This window comes from Burkholderia sp. Bp8991 (assembly GCF_003853795.1).
Lineage (GTDB): Bacteria > Pseudomonadota > Gammaproteobacteria > Burkholderiales > Burkholderiaceae > Burkholderia.
Genome location: NZ_QTQJ01000015.1, coordinates 64,516 through 81,943, shown reverse-complemented (window position 1 = coordinate 81,943; position 17,428 = coordinate 64,516). Strand labels below are relative to the sequence as shown.

Annotated in this window: 17 protein-coding genes and 1 pseudogene; 13 read left to right on the top strand and 5 right to left on the bottom strand. The window is 65.5% G+C overall.

The window, feature by feature from the left end; genetic code table 11:
* Nucleotides 1-211: 211 nt before the first annotated feature.
* The gene (locus DIE02_RS18670) at nucleotides 212-553 is read right to left on the bottom strand and encodes a DUF4148 domain-containing protein (RefSeq protein WP_124521177.1); all 342 of its coding nucleotides are present in this window, start codon (nucleotides 551-553) and stop codon (nucleotides 212-214) included.
* A gap of 105 nt (nucleotides 554-658) precedes the next feature.
* On the bottom strand, nucleotides 659-1,057 hold the full coding sequence (locus DIE02_RS18665; protein ID WP_260427861.1) for a helix-turn-helix domain-containing protein: 399 nt from the start codon (nucleotides 1,055-1,057) through the stop codon (nucleotides 659-661).
* A gap of 5 nt (nucleotides 1,058-1,062) precedes the next feature.
* On the opposite strand from DIE02_RS18665, the pseudogene DIE02_RS18660 reads away from it, so the two are divergent.
* Nucleotides 1,063-1,346, top strand: a pseudogene (locus tag DIE02_RS18660) (porin); the annotation flags it as partial.
* A 395-nt stretch (nucleotides 1,347-1,741) separates the two neighbouring features.
* On the opposite strand, the gene DIE02_RS18655 reads toward DIE02_RS18660, so the two are convergent.
* Both DIE02_RS18655 and DIE02_RS18650 read right to left on the bottom strand, forming a co-directional pair.
* Nucleotides 1,742-1,978: a DUF4148 domain-containing protein gene (locus DIE02_RS18655; protein WP_124521175.1), complete on the bottom strand. Its 237-nt coding sequence runs from the start codon at nucleotides 1,976-1,978 to the stop codon at nucleotides 1,742-1,744.
* 286 nt (nucleotides 1,979-2,264) lie between these two features.
* Nucleotides 2,265-3,173 (bottom strand): LysR substrate-binding domain-containing protein, encoded by a 909-nt coding sequence (locus DIE02_RS18650; protein ID WP_124521173.1) that lies wholly within the window; start codon nucleotides 3,171-3,173, stop codon nucleotides 2,265-2,267.
* A 290-nt stretch (nucleotides 3,174-3,463) separates the two neighbouring features.
* On the opposite strand from DIE02_RS18650, the gene DIE02_RS18645 reads away from it, so the two are divergent.
* The 6 genes from DIE02_RS18645 to DIE02_RS18620 all read left to right on the top strand — a co-directional run bounded on the left by DIE02_RS18645 (nucleotide 3,464) and on the right by DIE02_RS18620 (nucleotide 8,050).
* Nucleotides 3,464-3,784 (top strand): hypothetical protein, encoded by a 321-nt coding sequence (locus DIE02_RS18645; protein WP_124521171.1) that lies wholly within the window; start codon nucleotides 3,464-3,466, stop codon nucleotides 3,782-3,784.
* Between the two features lie 258 nt (nucleotides 3,785-4,042).
* On the top strand, nucleotides 4,043-4,957 hold the full coding sequence (locus DIE02_RS18640) for a dioxygenase (protein ID WP_260427860.1): 915 nt from the start codon (nucleotides 4,043-4,045) through the stop codon (nucleotides 4,955-4,957).
* Nucleotides 4,958-4,970: 13 nt separating this feature from the next.
* Nucleotides 4,971-5,720: an SDR family NAD(P)-dependent oxidoreductase gene (locus tag DIE02_RS18635; protein ID WP_044847082.1), complete on the top strand. Its 750-nt coding sequence runs from the start codon at nucleotides 4,971-4,973 to the stop codon at nucleotides 5,718-5,720.
* Between the two features lie 18 nt (nucleotides 5,721-5,738).
* Complete coding sequence (locus DIE02_RS18630) at nucleotides 5,739-6,620, top strand: 3-keto-5-aminohexanoate cleavage protein (protein WP_124521167.1); 882 nt, start codon at nucleotides 5,739-5,741, stop codon at nucleotides 6,618-6,620.
* 105 nt (nucleotides 6,621-6,725) lie between these two features.
* The gene (locus DIE02_RS18625; RefSeq protein ID WP_124521165.1) at nucleotides 6,726-7,703 is read left to right on the top strand and encodes a zinc-binding alcohol dehydrogenase family protein; all 978 of its coding nucleotides are present in this window, start codon (nucleotides 6,726-6,728) and stop codon (nucleotides 7,701-7,703) included.
* Nucleotides 7,700-8,050, top strand: coding sequence for a cupin domain-containing protein (locus DIE02_RS18620; RefSeq protein ID WP_124521163.1), 351 nt, complete (start codon nucleotides 7,700-7,702; stop codon nucleotides 8,048-8,050). The genes DIE02_RS18625 and DIE02_RS18620 overlap by 4 nt, the downstream gene beginning before the upstream one ends.
* A 459-nt stretch (nucleotides 8,051-8,509) precedes the next feature.
* Here the strand turns inward: DIE02_RS18620 and DIE02_RS18615 are convergent, their stop codons facing one another.
* Nucleotides 8,510-9,574: a LacI family DNA-binding transcriptional regulator gene (locus DIE02_RS18615; protein ID WP_124521161.1), complete on the bottom strand. Its 1,065-nt coding sequence runs from the start codon at nucleotides 9,572-9,574 to the stop codon at nucleotides 8,510-8,512.
* A 382-nt stretch (nucleotides 9,575-9,956) separates the two neighbouring features.
* On the opposite strand from DIE02_RS18615, the gene DIE02_RS18610 reads away from it, so the two are divergent.
* The 6 genes from DIE02_RS18610 (at nucleotide 9,957) to DIE02_RS18585 (ending at nucleotide 17,164) form a co-directional block, all read left to right on the top strand.
* Nucleotides 9,957-10,967 carry a sugar ABC transporter substrate-binding protein gene (locus tag DIE02_RS18610; protein ID WP_124521159.1) on the top strand — a complete coding sequence of 337 codons (1,011 nt, stop codon included), beginning with the start codon at nucleotides 9,957-9,959 and terminating at the stop codon, nucleotides 10,965-10,967.
* Between the two features lie 99 nt (nucleotides 10,968-11,066).
* The gene (locus DIE02_RS18605) at nucleotides 11,067-12,584 is read left to right on the top strand and encodes a sugar ABC transporter ATP-binding protein (RefSeq protein ID WP_221623419.1); all 1,518 of its coding nucleotides are present in this window, start codon (nucleotides 11,067-11,069) and stop codon (nucleotides 12,582-12,584) included.
* Entirely contained in the window at nucleotides 12,574-13,554 is a 981-nt protein-coding gene (locus DIE02_RS18600) for an ABC transporter permease (protein ID WP_124521155.1), read from the top strand. Before DIE02_RS18605 ends, DIE02_RS18600 begins: the two co-directional genes overlap by 11 nt.
* Nucleotides 13,551-14,558: an ABC transporter permease gene (locus tag DIE02_RS18595; protein ID WP_124529642.1), complete on the top strand. Its 1,008-nt coding sequence runs from the start codon at nucleotides 13,551-13,553 to the stop codon at nucleotides 14,556-14,558. The genes DIE02_RS18600 and DIE02_RS18595 overlap by 4 nt, the downstream gene beginning before the upstream one ends.
* Before the next feature lie 275 nt (nucleotides 14,559-14,833).
* Entirely contained in the window at nucleotides 14,834-15,937 is a 1,104-nt protein-coding gene (locus DIE02_RS18590; protein WP_124521151.1) for a porin, read from the top strand.
* A gap of 102 nt (nucleotides 15,938-16,039) precedes the next feature.
* Nucleotides 16,040-17,164, top strand: a complete 1,125-nt coding sequence (locus DIE02_RS18585) for a YncE family protein (protein WP_124521149.1) — start codon at nucleotides 16,040-16,042, stop codon at nucleotides 17,162-17,164.
* The last annotated feature ends 264 nt before the right edge of the window (nucleotides 17,165-17,428 follow it).

Sequence of the window (17,428 nt, the reverse complement as noted above, 5' to 3'; positions counted from 1 at the left end):
GGATAAACGGACGCGGCGTCATAAGAACTTGTACTGCGCAGTCACGAATCGCGCGGTGCGGCGACGATGCGCGCGGCAGGGGCGTGATGCGGGAAGCGGTGCGACGACGCGCGGCCCGAATGCCTGTTCAGGCGATTCGGGCCGGCGATGCGGAGGGGACGGACGAGCGGGGGCGCGTGGCGGGCAAGGTGCTCGCGCGCGTCGACGCCGCTCAATGACCGCGATAGATCGCGGCGCGGCCGTTGGTCGTCAGCGCGTGGCCGGATGCGCTGGTGCTGGTGCCTTCGCTGCCGTAGCCGGTCGTGTCGGCTGCCGGTGCGGTGTTCGATGCCGCTTGCGCGACGGCGTTTTCACGCACGCGCTTTTCGGCGGCGAGGATCGCGACCGGATACTGGTTGTGGTCCAGTGCCGGCGTATAGCCGACGGCCGCGAGGCGGGCCATTTCGGCTTTCACTTCGGCGCGGGTCAGCGGGCGGTCATGCTGCTGCGCGAACGAAACGGCCGGCGTGGCGATGATCAGTGCGGCAAGCGTGGAAGAAACGAGCGTTTTCATCAGGGGTACCTATCGGGTCGAGTGAACCGCAACCACGTCGTCGTCGTTGCGAGTGCTGCCAATATAGGTATCCCGACGCCGCGGAAAAACGGGCCGCCGGCGAAATCATTTTTGACCTGGAATCACGAATCGGCGGTCGATGCAAACGATCGAGCCCGCACACGGCGGCCGGCCGGTCACGCGCGCCCCATGATCCGCGCGCCGAGCGAGATGCCGAGCGCGGACAGCGACGCATTGGCCGCAATAGACCGTCTCGTGAGACACGCGCATCGCCTCGTCATCGGCATATCGGTTCTTAAGCCAACCGCTCACTTGCTCTGGAGACCATTCGCGGCAAAGCTTACGCTCGACCGCATAGCGCAAGCGCCGGTTCTGCTCCAGGAAGCAGCGTTTGGGTCGCAGAGCAGCCTGCAAGGCTCGCTCATCCGCTTCCAGAGCTCGATAGTGGCCCGTTCCGCCGTTACGCGCAATCTCACGGGAAATCGTGGAAGGAGCGCGGTTCAACTGGCGGGCAAACGTCGAGAATGAAAGTCGGCGAGGGCGGTGCAGCCTGGCAGGTGACGCCGTCGTTCAGCGTGATCGGAGGGTATCAGTACACGACGTTCGAAGGCCATCACGGGAACGAAGGGGCGCTTGGCCTCCATTACCTGTTGTCGAAACGGACCGACGTCTATCTGTCGGGAGACTACGTGAAGGCGTCGAGCGGTGTGAACGCGGTGGTGGGTTACAGCTTCGTGCCGTCGTCGACCACGACACCGGCAGACTAAGGATCGGGATGCGCCACTCGTTCTAGTCGCATCATTCTTTTGAGCAACAGGGACGGGCCGCGAAATTCCGGTCGACGTTCTTCGTCGCGCCCGCACGCAGAGGGATTGACAGGGAGATTCTCTCGGTGCGGGCTCGCTCGAAGAACGAGACGTGATCTTGCGGCCGCTTTAGCGGCGGCCAAGGCTCCACGGTGCCGATCCGGGAAGATCTATTGAAATACCCGGTCGGCTGCATTCGCCTCTCGAAGTGCGCGCTCGACGATCTTCATCAACATCCTGGATTGCCGGTCGCGAATCGGATCAAGCCCCGGAGCGACGATTTCGGTGATCAGGAGGCGGCGACTGCCGTTAGTGCGGGTGAATGTGCGGAACGCTTCGTCATTGCGCGTCGGGCGCGGTGGTGCCGCCGGCCGCTGCCGGCTCACTGACGGTCCGCGTTCTGGCCGTTCACTGCTGCAACGCGCGCCTGGGCGGCCTGCAGGTTTTCCGGAAATTGCGTTCGTCTGGCCATGGACGGCCGGTAACCCGCCGTCTCGATCTGGATCAGCTCGTTGCGAACTTCCGTGCGGGTCTTCGCCGGATTCTGCGGTTGGGCGAACGACACGGCGGGAATGGCGATCATCGCGGCGATTGCGAATGTATTAATAAAGGATTCCATAGTGATTTACCTCCGATGCGGATGCGTATGGCGATCTCAACCTTCCTGTCAGTCACCGGTAAGAACAGTGTAGCCGAGACTGCATCCCCATGCTGGTAAAACATGATTGCTCGAACGTGCAATTCAGATTATCCGGATGTCATTTCGAAAAACCGGATTGATTCGATCGAAACGTTCGAAGTATCGGCGCGGGAACAGCGCGTGGCATCGTTCGAGCGATGCCGTGCTTGTTCGAAAAGGCGAATGATGCGTCGAACGATACGCCGATCGACCGAGTTTCTCGTGCTTACTGCAGCGCAATGAATTGCTCGAGCAGATCCCGGTGGTCGAACTTGTCGCGCCACCATCGCAGCGCGCGTCCGGCTTCGTCGTCGCGCCATGCCAGATAGCATGGCGTCGTTTCTCGCATCCCGGTCACCTGGCGCGTTACGAGCTTGCCTTCCTCGATCGCGCGGGCGGCCAGGCCCGCGGGTAGCGCGCCGACGGCGAGCCCTTCGCACAGCACCGCGAGCTTGATCTCGAGGGTCGGCACCGCGAGGTAGGGCTGGGACGGTTGGAACGCCGCCGACCGCAGCAGCGATTCGCGCGAGGGGCCTTCGACCACCGCGCATCGAAATTGCGTCACGGCGAGGAGCGTGAGCGGTTCAGGCATCGTTGCCAGAGGGTGATGCGGCGCGACCGCGAACACGTAACGCAACGTGCCGATCGGGCGCGCGACGATGTCCGTCAGCGCGGGCGGCTCGCCGGTCGCGCCGACGACGAGATCCGCGCGTCCCGAGACGAGCGCATCCCACGTTCCGCCGAGCACGCCCGTCGACAAGCGCAGGCGCGTGTCCATTTCGAGCGCGTCGAATTCATGCACGTACGGCCAGAATCCTGCGAACGGCAGCACTTCGTCGACGCACACGTGCAATTCGGTCTCCCAGCCGTCCTGGATCCGGCGCGCTCGCAGTTCGAGCTGCTCGGCGGCCGCGAGCAGCCGGCGGCCCTCCTCGACGACGACACGCCCCGCGTGTGTCAGCCTCGCGCGGCGGCCGCTGCGATCGAACAGGACGACACCGAGATCGCTCTCGATCTTCTGCACGAGATAGCTGAGGGTCGAAGGCACGCGGTGCAGCAAGGTAGCCGCATCGGCGAACGAATGCGTCCGGTCGATCGCATCCAGGGCTTCGAGGGCTTCGAGTGACAGTTTCAATTCCGCTTTCCTCAGCGCAATGGTGTGTGCATGTCCGGCGTGCATTCGGCGATCGTCGTGTCCCGTGAGCAGCGCACGGCGGGCGATACGGCGTGTTGCCCGTGCGCCGGGCGGCCTGCTGTCGTTGTCGTCATCGATCAGGAAAATTCAGGTGATCTTAAGAACATCCGTCTCGCCGTCATGTAAGTTTTATAGGCGTGGCCTCGGCCGGAACCGCGGACGATGCGGATCGAGAGGGGCGGGCACGCGGAACCGTGACATTCGCTCGTCGACGAAAAAGGAGAATCGACATGATCAAGTCCGGCATGATGCCGCTCGCGCTTGCAGTGCTGACGGGTGTTGCGCTGCTGGGTGCGCCGGCCGCGTACGCGCAGGATTCGGATGCCGCTCCGGCAGCGGCCAGTGCACCGATGTCGAAGCAGGAACTGAAAGCGCAACGCAAGGCACAGCGCAAGCAGGCTCGCCTGAAGCGTAACCAGGAACTGAGTGCGCTCGAGAAGAACGGTTATCGCGTAAGCAAGGACGATCACTATCCGCAGAGCCTCCAAAGGGCGGAACACAAGGCCGATGCACAGAAGGCTGCCGCCGGCGCGTCCGCGCCCGGGCAATGACGATCCGGCGCCGTATCCGCGCCCCGGCGTGGCGTGGCGGGTGACGGCGTCCGCCCGCGGCCTCCCGTGCATGCTGGCGCGATGCAACCGACAGGCTCCGCGTCCATTCTCGCTCGATTGGGTGCAAACGGTTGCAAAGCGAAGCATACCCATATTCACTGAAAAATTGCCGAAATTCAGGGTTAACGCTCTCTAGCCTGTTACGGTCAGGCAGGTACTATTGCATCAACTTATGCAAACGGTTGCATGGAGGGTATCATGACGGAGCAGGCAACATTGAGTGCGATTACCGACGATCCCGCGTCCGTTACCGCGATCGTCAAGGCGGCGATGGCGGGAACCCGGGACGCCCGACTGAAGGAGATCATCGATGCATTGGTCGATCACGGCCATGCGTTCCTGAAGCAGGTCAAGCTGACGGACGAGGAGTTCGAGCGCGGCCTGTCGTTCATCCGGGCCGCGGGGCACGCATGCAACGAGCGCCACAACGAGGTCGTGCTGCTGTCGGATGTCCTCGGCTTTTCGACGCTGGTCGCATTGCTGAACAATTCCGACGCGACCGATCGCACGCCGGGCGCGTTGCTAGGGCCGTTCTACCGCGGCGGTTCGCCGGTCTACGAGGATGGCCGGTCGATCGCAAGCCCCGGGTCGCCCGGCTCGCCGCTTTTCATGCGCGGTCGTGTGCTCGACGTGTCGGGCCGGCCGGTCGCGAACGCGGTGGTCGATGTGTGGCAGGCATCGCCCGTCGGTCTCTACGAGAACCAGGATCCGGAGCAGCCCGACCGCAATTTGCGCGGTCGCTTTCATACCGACGCGCACGGGCGTTTCAACTTTCGGACCGTGCGCCCCGCCGGTTACCCGGTGCCCGTCGACGGCCCCGTCGGCACGCTGCTCGCCGCGCAGGGCCGCCATCCGTATCGACCCGCGCACATCCATTTCGTGATCGTCGCGGAAGGTCATGCGACGCTGGTGTCGCAGGTGTTCGCCGATGATTCGGAGCATCTCGACTCGGATGTCGTGTTCGGTGTGAATCGTCGCCTCGTCGGCACGTTCGAGCGTCACGAGCCCGGGACGGGGCCGCACGCGGAAACGGGCGACGCGTATTACACGCTCGATTTCGAATTCGTGATGGCTGACGGCACGCCGACGTACCCGACGCCGCCAATCGACTGAACAGGAGCAGGCCGTGTCACGCAATCTGAACGATAAAGTCGCCGTCATTCTCGGCGGCACCGGCGGCATCGGTTTCGCGACCGCCATGCAGTTCGCCGAAGCGGGCGCGCGCGTCGTCGTCGTCGGACGAAGCGACCTCGACGCCGCGCGGCACATCGCCGACAAGCTGCCCGGCGAAGGGCACTCGGGCGCGATCGCGACGATCACCGACAGCGCGACGCTCGCCGCGCTTGCCGACGACGTGCGCACGCGTTACGGGCGGGCCGACGTCCTGGTGAATGCCGCCGGCTTCACGAAGCCGGTCCGGCATGCGGACCTCGACGCGCTGACGGACGACCTGATCGACGAGATCATGAAGGTCAACTGGCGCGGCCAGTTCGCGGCGATCCGGGCATTTCGCGCGCTGCTCGACGAATCGGGCGACGGGCTGGTCGTGAACGTGTCGTCGATCTCGGGGACGACGGGCAATGGCAGCAACGTGGCGTACTGCGCGGCGAAGGCGGGGATCGACGTGATGGCGTTGTCGCTCGGACGCGCGCTGGCGCCGCGCATTCGCGTCGTGAACGTGTCTCCCGGCGTCGTGGATACGCAGTTCGTTCCGGGGCGCGGCGACGATTTCAACGAGAAGGCCGCGGCGACGACACCGCTGCGCAGGATCGGTGCACCGGACGATGTCGCGGCCGCCATCGTCGCGTGTGCGACGACGCTCACGTTCACTACCGGCACCACGATCGTCGTCGATGGCGGCCGCCGTCTGAACTGATTGCCAGGAGCGCTTCTCATGCATGCTCGCAAGACCATCATTACGTGCGCCGTCACGGGCAACATCACGCGGCCCGACCAGCATCCGGGGCTGCCGGTCACGCCCGAGCAGATCGCGAACGCGTCGCTCGAAGCCGCGCAGGCCGGTGCCGCCGTCGTGCACATCCACGTCCGCGATCCGGCCACCGGCAGGCCGTCGATGGACATCGAACTCTATCGCGACGTCGTCGAGCGAATTCGCGCGGTCGATCGCGAGTTGATCATCAATCTGACGACAGGCCCGGGCGGACGTTTCATTCCGAGCGACGACGACCCGCGGGTGGCCGCTCCCGGCACCACGCTCCTGCCGCCCGAACGGCGGGTGGAGCACATTCTCGCGCTGAAGCCCGATATCTGCAGCCTCGACCTGAACACGATGAATTCGGGGGCCGAGGTCGTCATCAACACGCCGAAGAGCGTCACGCGGATGGCCGAGGTGATACGCCGTGCCGGCGTCAAGCCGGAACTCGAGATCTTCGACTCCGGCGATATCCACCTGGCGCACGACCTGATGGCGAGCGGCGTGCTCGACGGCCCCGGCCTGTGGACGTTCGTCGGCGGCGTCAAGTACGGCTTCGCCGCGTCGCCCGAAACGCTGCTGTATGCGCGCGGGCTGCTGCCTCCGGGTGCGATATGGTCCGCCTTCGGCATCGGGCGCTTCGAGTTTCCGATCGTCGCGCAGGCATGGCTCGCGGGCGGGCACGTGCGCGTCGGCCTCGAGGACAACATCTATATCGAGAAGGGCGTGCTCGCCGAGAACAATGCGGCGCTTGTCGCGCGGGCCCGCGAGATCGTCACGCTGCTCGGCGGCGAGATCGCGACGTGCCGCGATGCGCGCGCGAGCCTCGGTCTCGCGTCCTGAGCGCAACGCTGCGAACGACATGCGGCAACGGCGCACGCCGGCACGATCGGCCGACGGTCATCGTGTCGTGCGCCGGAATCCGAATTTTCCATGAGGCCATCGAGCATGAAATGCATTCGCGTCCAGCAGAAAAGTACTGATATCAACGCGCTCGCGCTGCACATCGACACGCAGCCCGTGCCGCGGATCGATGCGACCGACTGCGTGATCGCAATCGAGAGCGCGGGCGTCAACCCGAGCGATGTCAAGGCCGTGCTCGGCTTCATGCCGCACGCGGTGTGGCCGCGCACGCCGGGCCGCGATTACGCGGGACGCGTGATCGACGGTCCGCCGGACCTGATCGGCAAGGCGGTGTGGGGCAGCAGCGGCGAACTCGGCATCCGGCGCGACGGCACGCACGCGAGCCATCTCGTCGTGCCGGTACATACCGTGCGCGAGAAACCGGCAAACCTGACGATGGACGAGGCGGGCTCGATCGGCGTGCCGTTCGTCACGGCATTCGAGGGCCTGCACCGCGCCGGCGGCGTGCGGCGCGGCGACGTCGTGCTCGTGCTGGGTGCGAACGGCAAGGTCGGGCAAGCGACCGTCCAGCTGGCGACCATGGCGGGGGCGGAAGTGATCGGCGTGGTGCGAGACGATCCGTCGTACGTCGGGCACGCCAGCGGCGACGTGACGATGATCAACGCATCCGCGGAGCCGTTCGACGAACTCGTGCTCGAGATGACGGCGGGCCGCGGCGCCAACATCGTCTACAACACGGTCGGGAGTCCGTACTTCGAGCGTGCGAATCGCGCGATGGCCGTGTGCGGCACGCAGATCCTCATCTCGACGATCGAGCGCGCGGTACCGTTCGACATCTTCGCGTTCTACCGCGGACAGCATACCTACGTCGGGATCGACACGCTCGCGCTCGACACGCGGCACTGCGCGAACATCCTCGACAGGTTGTTGCCGTCGTTCGAGCAAGGTGTGTTGAAGCCGTTTCCGATCGATCCCGGCTCGGTGTTCGACCTTGCGGATGCAGCGCACGCCTATCGGACGGTATTCAGCGGTACCGCGAGCCGGGTGTTGCTCAAGCCATGAACGTGACGCGCTTTCGGGATGCCCCCGACTACTTCCCTCCGAATCACGTCGGGATGCGCTGCGTACGGCTGCAGGGGCGCGAGGCAGGTCCGGCCGAATCGTTGTGGCTCGGCGTATCGACGATCGAGCCCGGCGGGCACACGACGATGGAGGGATCTGGCGTCGAGAAGCACTACGTCGTCCTGGAGGGGCAGGTGTGCGTCGAGACGGATGGTGCCGAAGTCGACTTGCAGGTGTTCGATTCGTGCCGCCTCGCGCCGGGCGAGCGGCGTGCACTGCGCAACCGCTCGGACCGTCCCGCCAGGATCCTGCTCGCGATGCCGTTCGCGCGTCCTTCGCACGACTAGCTGCGGCCGCAGGCCGGGCGGTGCAATGCCGTCGATGATCGAGCGCGGTGGCGACCGGCCGCGCCCGGTCATGATTATCGGACGATCCGACAAGCCGTAGACCATTTCGGTCACCTTTCGAAGCGGCTCCCGCTGTATATTCGATTCACCCGATTCGACGACGCGCACTGAAAGCGCGGCGTCGGTTTCGGGCGCGAGCACGCGCTTCCGACACGACGAGCGGGCGCCGTTGACGACATGGACCGCCGCCGAAGTGTGCGCCGGGCAGGTCGTGCATGCCCGATGCGCGGTGCGCGTCGCGTGTCCGGACGCACGGCGGAATGCCGTTCACGATCGCCAATACAGTTCTGGCGGAACGCCTGTATCGATCGGCGATCCGTCGTCATGAGGGTGACGCGCTTGTTCTGACCGGCGGGCAGTGCGCGTGCGGCGGGTGCATGCGCGACGCGGTGCGACTCGTCAGCTCGAACGCGCCCGGCCGCCCGCCGCACGCGGCGCGCCGGTCGAGCCGCGCACGACCAGTTCGGGCGGCAGCGTGATGCGCAGCGGCGCCTTACCCGGCGTCGTGATCATGCCGAGCAACAGGCGTGCGGCTTGCCGGCCCATCTCGCGATGCTGGATCCGGAGCGTGGTCAGCGACGGATTCAGCATGTCGAGCAGCGGCATGTCGTTGTGCCCGATCAGCGAGATGTCCTTCGGGCAGGCGATCCGCCGCTCGGCGAACACGTCGTAGCAACCGAGCGCGATCAGGTCGTTCGCCGCGATGATGGCGGTCACGTTGCGGTGCGTGTCGAGCAGTTGCGCGCAGGCGGCGCGTCCGGCTTCGCGCGTGAACTCGGTGGCTTCCACGATGACGTTGGCCGCAAGGTCGTACTGTTGGGTCGCGATCTGGAAGCCCTGTAGTCGCGACAGGCCGGTCGCGAGCCGTTCCGGTCCCGACAGGTGCGCAATGCGCGTATGCCCGAGCCCGACCAGATGCTCGACCGCGAGCCGCATGGACAGGAAGTCGTCGTTGACGACTTCGGGCACGTGACCGCCGTCCTCGCCGCGATTGACGAGCACGACGGGCACGCCGTCGAGGATGCAGCGTCGCACGAGCGGATCGTGCCGCGCGGCGGTCGCGAGGACCAGGCCGTCCACCTGGCGCTCGAGCATCTGCTCGAGCATCCGTTCCTGATTCCTGGGATTGCCGACGATGTTCGCGATCAGTACGCCATAGCCCTCGGCTGACAGTTCCTCCTCGATTCCGCAGACCATCGGCGGGAACACGGGATTCGAGATGTCGGGCAGGCATACGCCGATCACCTTCGATTGCCCGCCGCGCAGCGCGGAGGCAAGGCGGTTCTGTCGATAGCCGAGCGACTTCGCTGCCGCGAGCACGCGGCGCACGACCTCGTCGCCGATCAGGTGACGCGTGGCCGGATTGAGCACGCGCGACACCGTCGACGCATTGACGGACGCCGCCGCGGCGACTTCGCGAATCGTGACGCGGCCGGTGCCGCGCGTGTCGGAGGATGGGCTCATGGAACCTGCCGGTGGATAGGGATCCGATTGTATCGATGCAATGGGTTGCGATCAATGTTGCAGGTAAAACCCTAATGTTTTCAGCGCTAAACCTCATTGACAGAGGTTTTGCGTCGAGTACGATGTGCATACGTTTGCATAAAGAAAAACACGAGCTCGACGCGATCGATCGGAGCGGTAGCAGGACCGGGAAAACCACGGGCGGCAAGGATGCCGCAAATTCCGGGAAAAAATGCAGATTCATTGACGTCGACCGGTAAGTAGCGCCGATGCGTTGCGTGGATGTTTTGCCTGGATTTATGCAAACGGTTGCATTTGATCACCCAGAGTGCCAGGCCGGCTAGCGGCATGGCCAACGTGAACGACGGACAGGAGACAGTGGATGGAGACGAACCACAATTCCGGGCGGCAGCCGGCGGGCAGTCGGGCGGCGATGCGCATCGCCGCCGCGTGTGCGGCGGCGCTCGGCCTTGCTCACGGCGCGAGCGCGCTTGCGGCAAACGAAACGATCGCGGCCTTCTACAAGAACCAGGTCGATCCGCATTTCGCGCTCGTTCGCGCCGGCGTCAACGCCGAGGCGAAGCAGCTTGGCGTGACGGTCACGCACTACGCGCCGACCCGCCCGAACGATCTCGGCGAGCAGCTGAGCGAGCTCGAAGACGTCGGCGTGAAGAAGCCGAACGCCGTGCTGTTCATGGGCGTGAATCCGCACGGCGTCGTGCCGGCGATCCAGAAGATCAACGCGATCGGCATCCCGGTCGTCAACTACAACGATCGCGTGGCGGGCGGCAAGTTCTCGTCGGTCGTCGTCGCGGACGACTACAACCTCGGTCTCGACGTCGCGCGATACCTGTTCAGGAGTCTCGGCGGCAAGGGCAATGTCGTGATCCTCGAAGGCGTGAAAGGCTCGACGACGAGCGACGAACGCGAGCGCGGTTTCAGGAAGGCGCTTCAGGAATTCCCGGGCATTCGCCTGCTCGCGGCGCAGCCGGCGAACTATCAGCGCCTGCAGGCGCTGCAGGTGATGGAGAACCTGATCCAGTCGAATCCGAAGATCGACGGCGTACTGGCGGCGGCCGACGTGATGGCGATGGGGGCGATCGAGGCCCTCGAGGCCGCGGGCCAGAAGCAGGTGAAGGTCGTCGGCATCGGTGGCGTGCCCGAATCGGTCAAGGCGATCAAGGAGGGGCGCCTGCTCGCGACCGCCGAATTCAACGGCTTCAGGATGGGTTGCGTCGCGACGATGGCGGCGGTCCGCACGCTGCGGAAGGAGCCGGTGCCCGACACGGTGCTGATCAAGGGCATCGTGATCGACAAGACGAACTATGCGCCGTTCGAGCAGCCGGGCGATCAGCGTCAATGCCCGGCGTGGAGCGACGTGGCCAGCAACTGACGCGTGCAGGCGGGCCGGCCTGACGGCCCGTATCGCGGTACGTGCGCCGGCCGCCGCATGATGCACGGCCGACCGCCGAACCGCACCGTGGAGATGAACATGGAAACCTCGACCGGGCGCGTTCCGCGTCTCGAATTACGCAAGATCTGCAAGCATTTTCCGGGTGTGGCGGCGTTGACCGACGTCGACCTCGCGCTGTATCCGGGTGAAGTGCACATGTTGCTCGGCGAGAACGGCGCCGGGAAGTCGTCGTTGATGAAGGTGCTGTTCGGCGCTTACCGTGCCGATGGCGGCGAGATTCGCTACGACGGAACGCCCGTCGCGATCGAATCGCCCGCCGATGCGAAACGCCTGGGCATCGCGGTGATCTTCCAGGAGTTCTCGCTCGTGCCGCATCTGTCGATCGCGCAGAACATCTATCTCGGCCGCGAGCCGCGCAACCGTCTCGGCCTCGTCGATCACCGGCGCATGCACGCGGACGCGGCGGCCGTGCTGGCGCAACTGGGGCTCGCGTACGACACGCGCACCCACGCGGCGGACCTGGGCGTCGCGCAGCAGCAGATGGTCGAGATCGCGAAAGCGCTTTCGCACGATGCGCGCGTGCTGGTGATGGACGAGCCGACCGCCGCGATCTCGGACCGGGAAGCCGACGCACTGTTCGCGGTCGTGCATCGGTTGCGCACCTCCGGCGTGGCGATCGTCTACATCTCGCACCGGATGAAGGAAGTGTTCGATCTCGGCGATCGCGTGACCGTCTTGCGCGACGGGCGCCTCGTGACGTCGATGCCGGCTGGCGACGCGACCCCTGAGCAGCTGATCGCGCTGATGGTCGGGCGCAAGGTCGGCGCGGTCTACGAGCGCCGTTATTTCGGCGCATGCGGAGAGGTGGCACTCGACGTGCGCGGCCTGACGACGTCGACGGGCGTGAACGGCGTCGACCTGCAGGTGCGCTGCGGCGAGATCGTCGGATTGTCGGGGCTCGTCGGCGCCGGGCGGACCGAGGTCGCGCGCGCGGTGATCGGCGCCGACCCGATCCAGGGCGGGCGCATCGAAATCTTCGGCAAGGCGGTATCGGGCGGCCCGCACGAGGTCGTCAGGCGCGGCGTCGGCCTGATTCCGGAAAACCGCAAGCACGAAGGCGTCGCGCTGCGCCGCTCGGTGCACGAGAACCTGCTCGTGTCGAGCCTGTGGCGACTGTTCCCGAACGGCTGGTATCGCCCGGCCCGCGCGAGGCGCGTGACGCGCGACCTGATCGAGCGGCTGCGGATCGCGCCGGGCGATCCGGCGAAACGGGCGCGCAACCTGAGCGGCGGCAACCAGCAGAAGATCGTGATCGGCAAATGGCTCAGCGCCGACTGTCGGCTGTACATCTTCGACGAGCCGACGCGCGGCATCGATATCGGTGCGAAGACGGAGATCTTCAACCTGATCGAACGGCTCGTCGAGCAGGGCGCGGCAGTGCTGCTGATCAGCTCGGAGCTGTCGGAGATCGTGCATGTTTGCGACCGCGCGTACGTGATGCGCAGCGGCGCGATCTCGGGCGAACTGCCGCGCGAACAATTGAGCGAGCAACGCATTCTGGGTCTGGCGATGCATGGAGGTGACGATGTCGATTGAAACGAAACGAAATGGCAGGGTTTCGGCGGCACGGCGCAAACGGCCGCTGCCTTCGATCGTATGGGCCAGCGTCGCGCTGGTCGCGGCGGCGGCGTTCGGTGTACCGGGATTCGCGTCGCGCGCGAACCTGGTCGACATCGGCCTCCAGGTCGCGATCCTCGTGATGATCGCGATGCCGATGACGCTGGTGATCCTGAGTGAGGGGCTCGACCTGTCGGTCGGCGCGTTGCTGAGCCTGTGCGGCGTCGTGTTCGCGCAGATGCTCGGTGCGGGCGCTGGTGTCGGTGCCGCACTCGGCGCGGCCGCGGCGGTCGGGATCGCGATCGGCTTCCTGAACGGGATGCTCGTCGCGCGACTCGCGCTGCCGCCGTTCGTCGTGACGCTCGGCACGCTGGGTGTCGCGCATGGCGTTGCGCTCGTGCTGACCGACGGCAATGCGGTCGTCGTCGCGAATCCCGCGGTCGGCGCGCTGTACGGGGCGTCGGTACTCGGTGTGCCGTTCCCGATCGCGTGCGCGGTCGCGGCCTACGCGGTCACGCATCTGCTGCTCTACCACACGCGGTTCGGTGCCTATGTGTTCGCGATCGGCGGCAACCGCGACGCGCTCACGCTGGCCGGTGTTCGTGCGCGCGTCCATCACGTCGCGATCTACGCGATGAGCGGGCTGTTCGCGGGTCTCGCCGCACTCCTGCTCGTCGGGCGCATGAACGCGGCGGAGCCGAATGCCGCGATCGGCATGGAATTCGATGCGATCGCGGCCGTCGTGCTCGGCGGCACGTCGTTCGAGCGCGGTGCAGGGTGGTTGCCCGGCACGGCGATCGGTGTGTTGACGATCGGCGTGCTGCGCAACGCACTCAACCTGGTCGGCATCGAATCGTCGCTGCAGGTCGTGACGATCGGCTTGCTGGTTCTCGCGGTCGTCGTCGTCGATAGCGTCCGTCAATCCCGTGTCGCAGGAGCGCAAGCATGAATCTCCAGAATCCCTCTCCGTCGGCGGCGGTGCGCGTCGGGCGCATCGAACGCCGAGGCCGCCTGTCCGACGATGCGAACGCGCTGATCTGTCGAGCGGTATTCGTCGGCGCGATTGCGATTGCGCTTGCGTTCGCATCGGACGGCTTCATGACGTCCGGCAACCTGCTGAACGTGCTGCGGCAGGCGAGCCTGATGTTCCTGCTGGCGTCCGGCCTCACGATCGTGATCCTGTCGGGCGGGTTCGACCTGTCGATCGCCGCGAATCTCACGCTGTCCGCCTGTCTGGCAGCGGGTGCGATGAAGGCGGGCGTGTCCCCGTGGCTCGCCGTCGCGATATCGATGTCGTGCGGCGCATCGATCGGACTGCTGAACGGCATGGCGGTCACGTTCCTGAGGCTGCCGCCGTTCCTGGCGACCTACGGGATGCTCTGGGTCGTGCAGGGCCTTGCCTTTCACTACATGGGCGGCAACGAGATCTTCGGCTTTTCGGCCGGCTTTCGCGCGCTCGGTACCGGGTTCTGGTGGGGCGTGCCGATTCCCGTCTACATGATGCTGCTCGTGCTCGTCGTCGGATCGATCGTCACCGCGCGACTGAACTTCGGCCGCGAGATCTACGCGATCGGCGCGAGTCCGGAGGTCGCGCGGCTGTCCGGGATTCCGGTGCGCCGCCGCCGGATCGCGGTCTATACGATCAGCGGCTTGATGGCCGGCATCGCGGCCGTGGTCTATCTGGCGCGCGTGAATGCGGCCGATTCGACGATGGGCGAGCCGATCCTGCTCCCTGCGATCGCGGCCATTCTGATCGGCGGCGCTTCGCTGTTCGGCGGGACCGGCACCTTGTTCGGCACGCTGCTCGGTTGCGTGACGCTGGCGCTTGTCATCGACGGGATGAATCTGCTGAACCTCAATGCCAACTGGCAACCGCTCGTCGTCGGCGTGGTGCTGCTGGTCGCCGTGCTTACCGACGCGCTCGGCCGCCGGCATGCGGAGCGGATCGGCTGACGGCCGCGACGCCGGGTTTTCCCGGCGAAAACAAAGAGACGATTTGACAAGCGGTGAGACTCTTCGGCGATGGTCGCCGGCGGAAGTGTCCTTAACATGAATGCCAGGTGATCGACATCTTGCGATCCGGTCCGGTCGGGCCGTCAGATCGGATCGCACGACCTTTCACTTCCGACGTGGCCATCTGGATGATTAGTTATACAGATCAAAAAAGCATTCCGTGCATCGGCATCCAGTATCGAAAGACTGAAATGGAGGGGTAGACAGTGGTGGAGATGAAAAAGACAGCGATCGCCGCACTGATCGGCGCGGCGTTGAGCGGATCGGCCTTCGCACAGAGCAGCATCTCGCTCTCCGGGAAGCTTGACAACGGCCTGACATTCGTGACGAACGAAGGCGGGCATCACAACTACAAGATGGACAGCGGCGTGCTGTTCCCGAACGTGTGGATCATGTCGGGTGCGGAAGACCTGGGCGGTGGCAATCGCGCGATCTTCAAGTTGTCTTCGCTGTTCAACATGAACAACGGGCAACTGAACCAGGCCAACACGTTGTTCGGGCAACAGGCGTATGTCGGCGTACAGACACCCTACGGCTCGGTCACGCTGGGCAAGCAGTTCGACTTCACGGCCGAATTCCTCGCGCCGCTCAACGTCAGTTCGGCCGGCAGCGGCTATGCGATTCACCTCGGCGATTTCGACCGCACGAACAACGATCGGCTGACGAATTCGATCAAGTACATGAGCCCGACGTGGGGCGGATTCCAGTTCGGCGCGATGTACGGGTTCAGCAATACCCCCGGCAGCTTCCACGACGGCAGCGGCTGGAGCGCGGGCCTGCAGTACACGAACGGCCCGCTGACGCTCGCGACCATGTACACGTTCGTCGCCACGCCGACGATCGATCCGTACGCGCAGATCGGCGTGCATTCGTTCTTCGGCCTGCCGGTCGCGACGGGCGCGGGCGACAGCGTCACCGACACCGCGCCGAATTTCCAGATCCGCTCCCTCGGCACGCTGGGTGTCGGCGGCTCGTATGCGATCGGCGACGTCACGCTGTATGCGAACTACACCAACACGGTGCTGAAGTTCCAGGACGCGAAGTCGGTCATGAACGTCTACGAGGGCGGCGCGACGTGGCAGGTGACGCCGGCGTTCCAGCTCGTCGGCGGCTATCAGCACACCAGTTTCGAAGCGCACGCGTGGAACCAGGTCACGGCCGCTGCGCTGTATTTCCTGTCGAAGCGCACGACGGTCTACCTGTCCTCCGATTACCTGAAGGCGTCCGGCGGAGTCGACGCCGTGATCGGCGCGAGTTTCGCGCCGGCACCGACAGGTCATCAGGCGGACGTCCGGGTCGGCCTCGCGCACACGTTCTGACCGTATCGCGCGGCGCTCGGCCGGCACGGTGCCGGTCGCCCGCGAATGCATCGCTTCCCGGCTTGCGTCGGGTCTATCCATGAGTACCACGAGGAGACAAAGATGAAACGTACCTGTATCGCACTCGCGATGATGAGCCTGACCGCTGCCGCCGCGATCGCGTGGGGCGCCGATGCCGGCGGCCCGAAGCTGATCACGACCATCCCGGTCACGAGCGAGAAATCGTTCGGCTTCGATATCAGCGCCGTGTCGGACGGCAACTACTACCTCGCCGACGGCGCGAACGGGACGCTCGACGTATTCGATGCGACCACGATGAAGCTGCGCGACCGGATCAAGGCCGATTTCGCAGGTATCGGCCCGACGCACGAAAAGTCGGGGCCGTCGGGCGTGTTGCCGATTCCGGGCACGTCGCAGGTGTACGTGGGCGACGTGAACGCGGTCAAGGTGATCGACGTCGCGTCGAAGCAGCTCGTCAAGCGCATCGAGGTCAGCGCGTCCGGCATTCGCGCGGACGAGGGCTGTCTCGACCCGAAGCATCATGTCGCGATGTTCTCGAGCGGTGCCGAGCAGCCGCCGTTCGTGACCTTCATCAACACCGAGACGCAATCGGTGATCGCGAAGATGCCGCTTGCCGACTCGACTGGCCTCGAGGCATGCGAGTTCGACGCGAAGAACGACAACTTCGTGCTGAACAACGACGGGACGAAGGCCAACCCGAAGGGCGAGGTCGATCTGATTCCGGCGAAGTCGGTGCTCGAAGGCAAGCCGGTCGTGCAGTCCGTGTTCAAGCTGAAGGGCTGTGAAGGCCCGACCGGCATCGCGCTCGGGCCGGGCAACGACGCGCTGATCGGCTGCGATCCCGACGAAGGCGGGAAGCAGACGACGGTCATCATCGATCGCACGAACGGGACGCCGCTCGCGCAATTGCCGTTCGGCGGCGCCGACGAGGTGGCCTACGACCCGGTGTCGAATCGCTACTTCCTCGCCGCCGGCCACCACTCGGCGGACAACGTCTCGCGGGTGGGCGCGAAGGACGCGAAGTTCGACTCCGCGCTCGGGATCGTCGACGCGAGCACCCGCAGCCTCGTCGCGATCGTGCCGACCGGCAAGTTCTCGCATTCGGTCGCGGTCGACGGTGCGTCGCATCACGTGTTCGTCCCGTACGGTGCCGGCTCTTCCGAGCAGTTCCCGGGAACCGGTGTGGCGGTGTTTGCGACGGAGTAACGGCTCCAGTGTGGTGATTTGCCGCGGGAGACGGGCTCCCGCGGACTTTTTTGTACACCGCGAGCGACTGCTGCGCGCAACCGGATATCGGACTCGACGGTCGATCGCGAGGCCCGATGGTCGACCGAAACGGCCTGGCCGGACGTGCGCGGGGACTTGGGCGTACCGGATGGCATGGAGTCAGGAGATGGAAGTGAAATTCAGCAGGTTACGGGTTCGGCGATGGTTGACGCGGGCAGGCGTGGGAGCCGGCTGCGTGGTCGC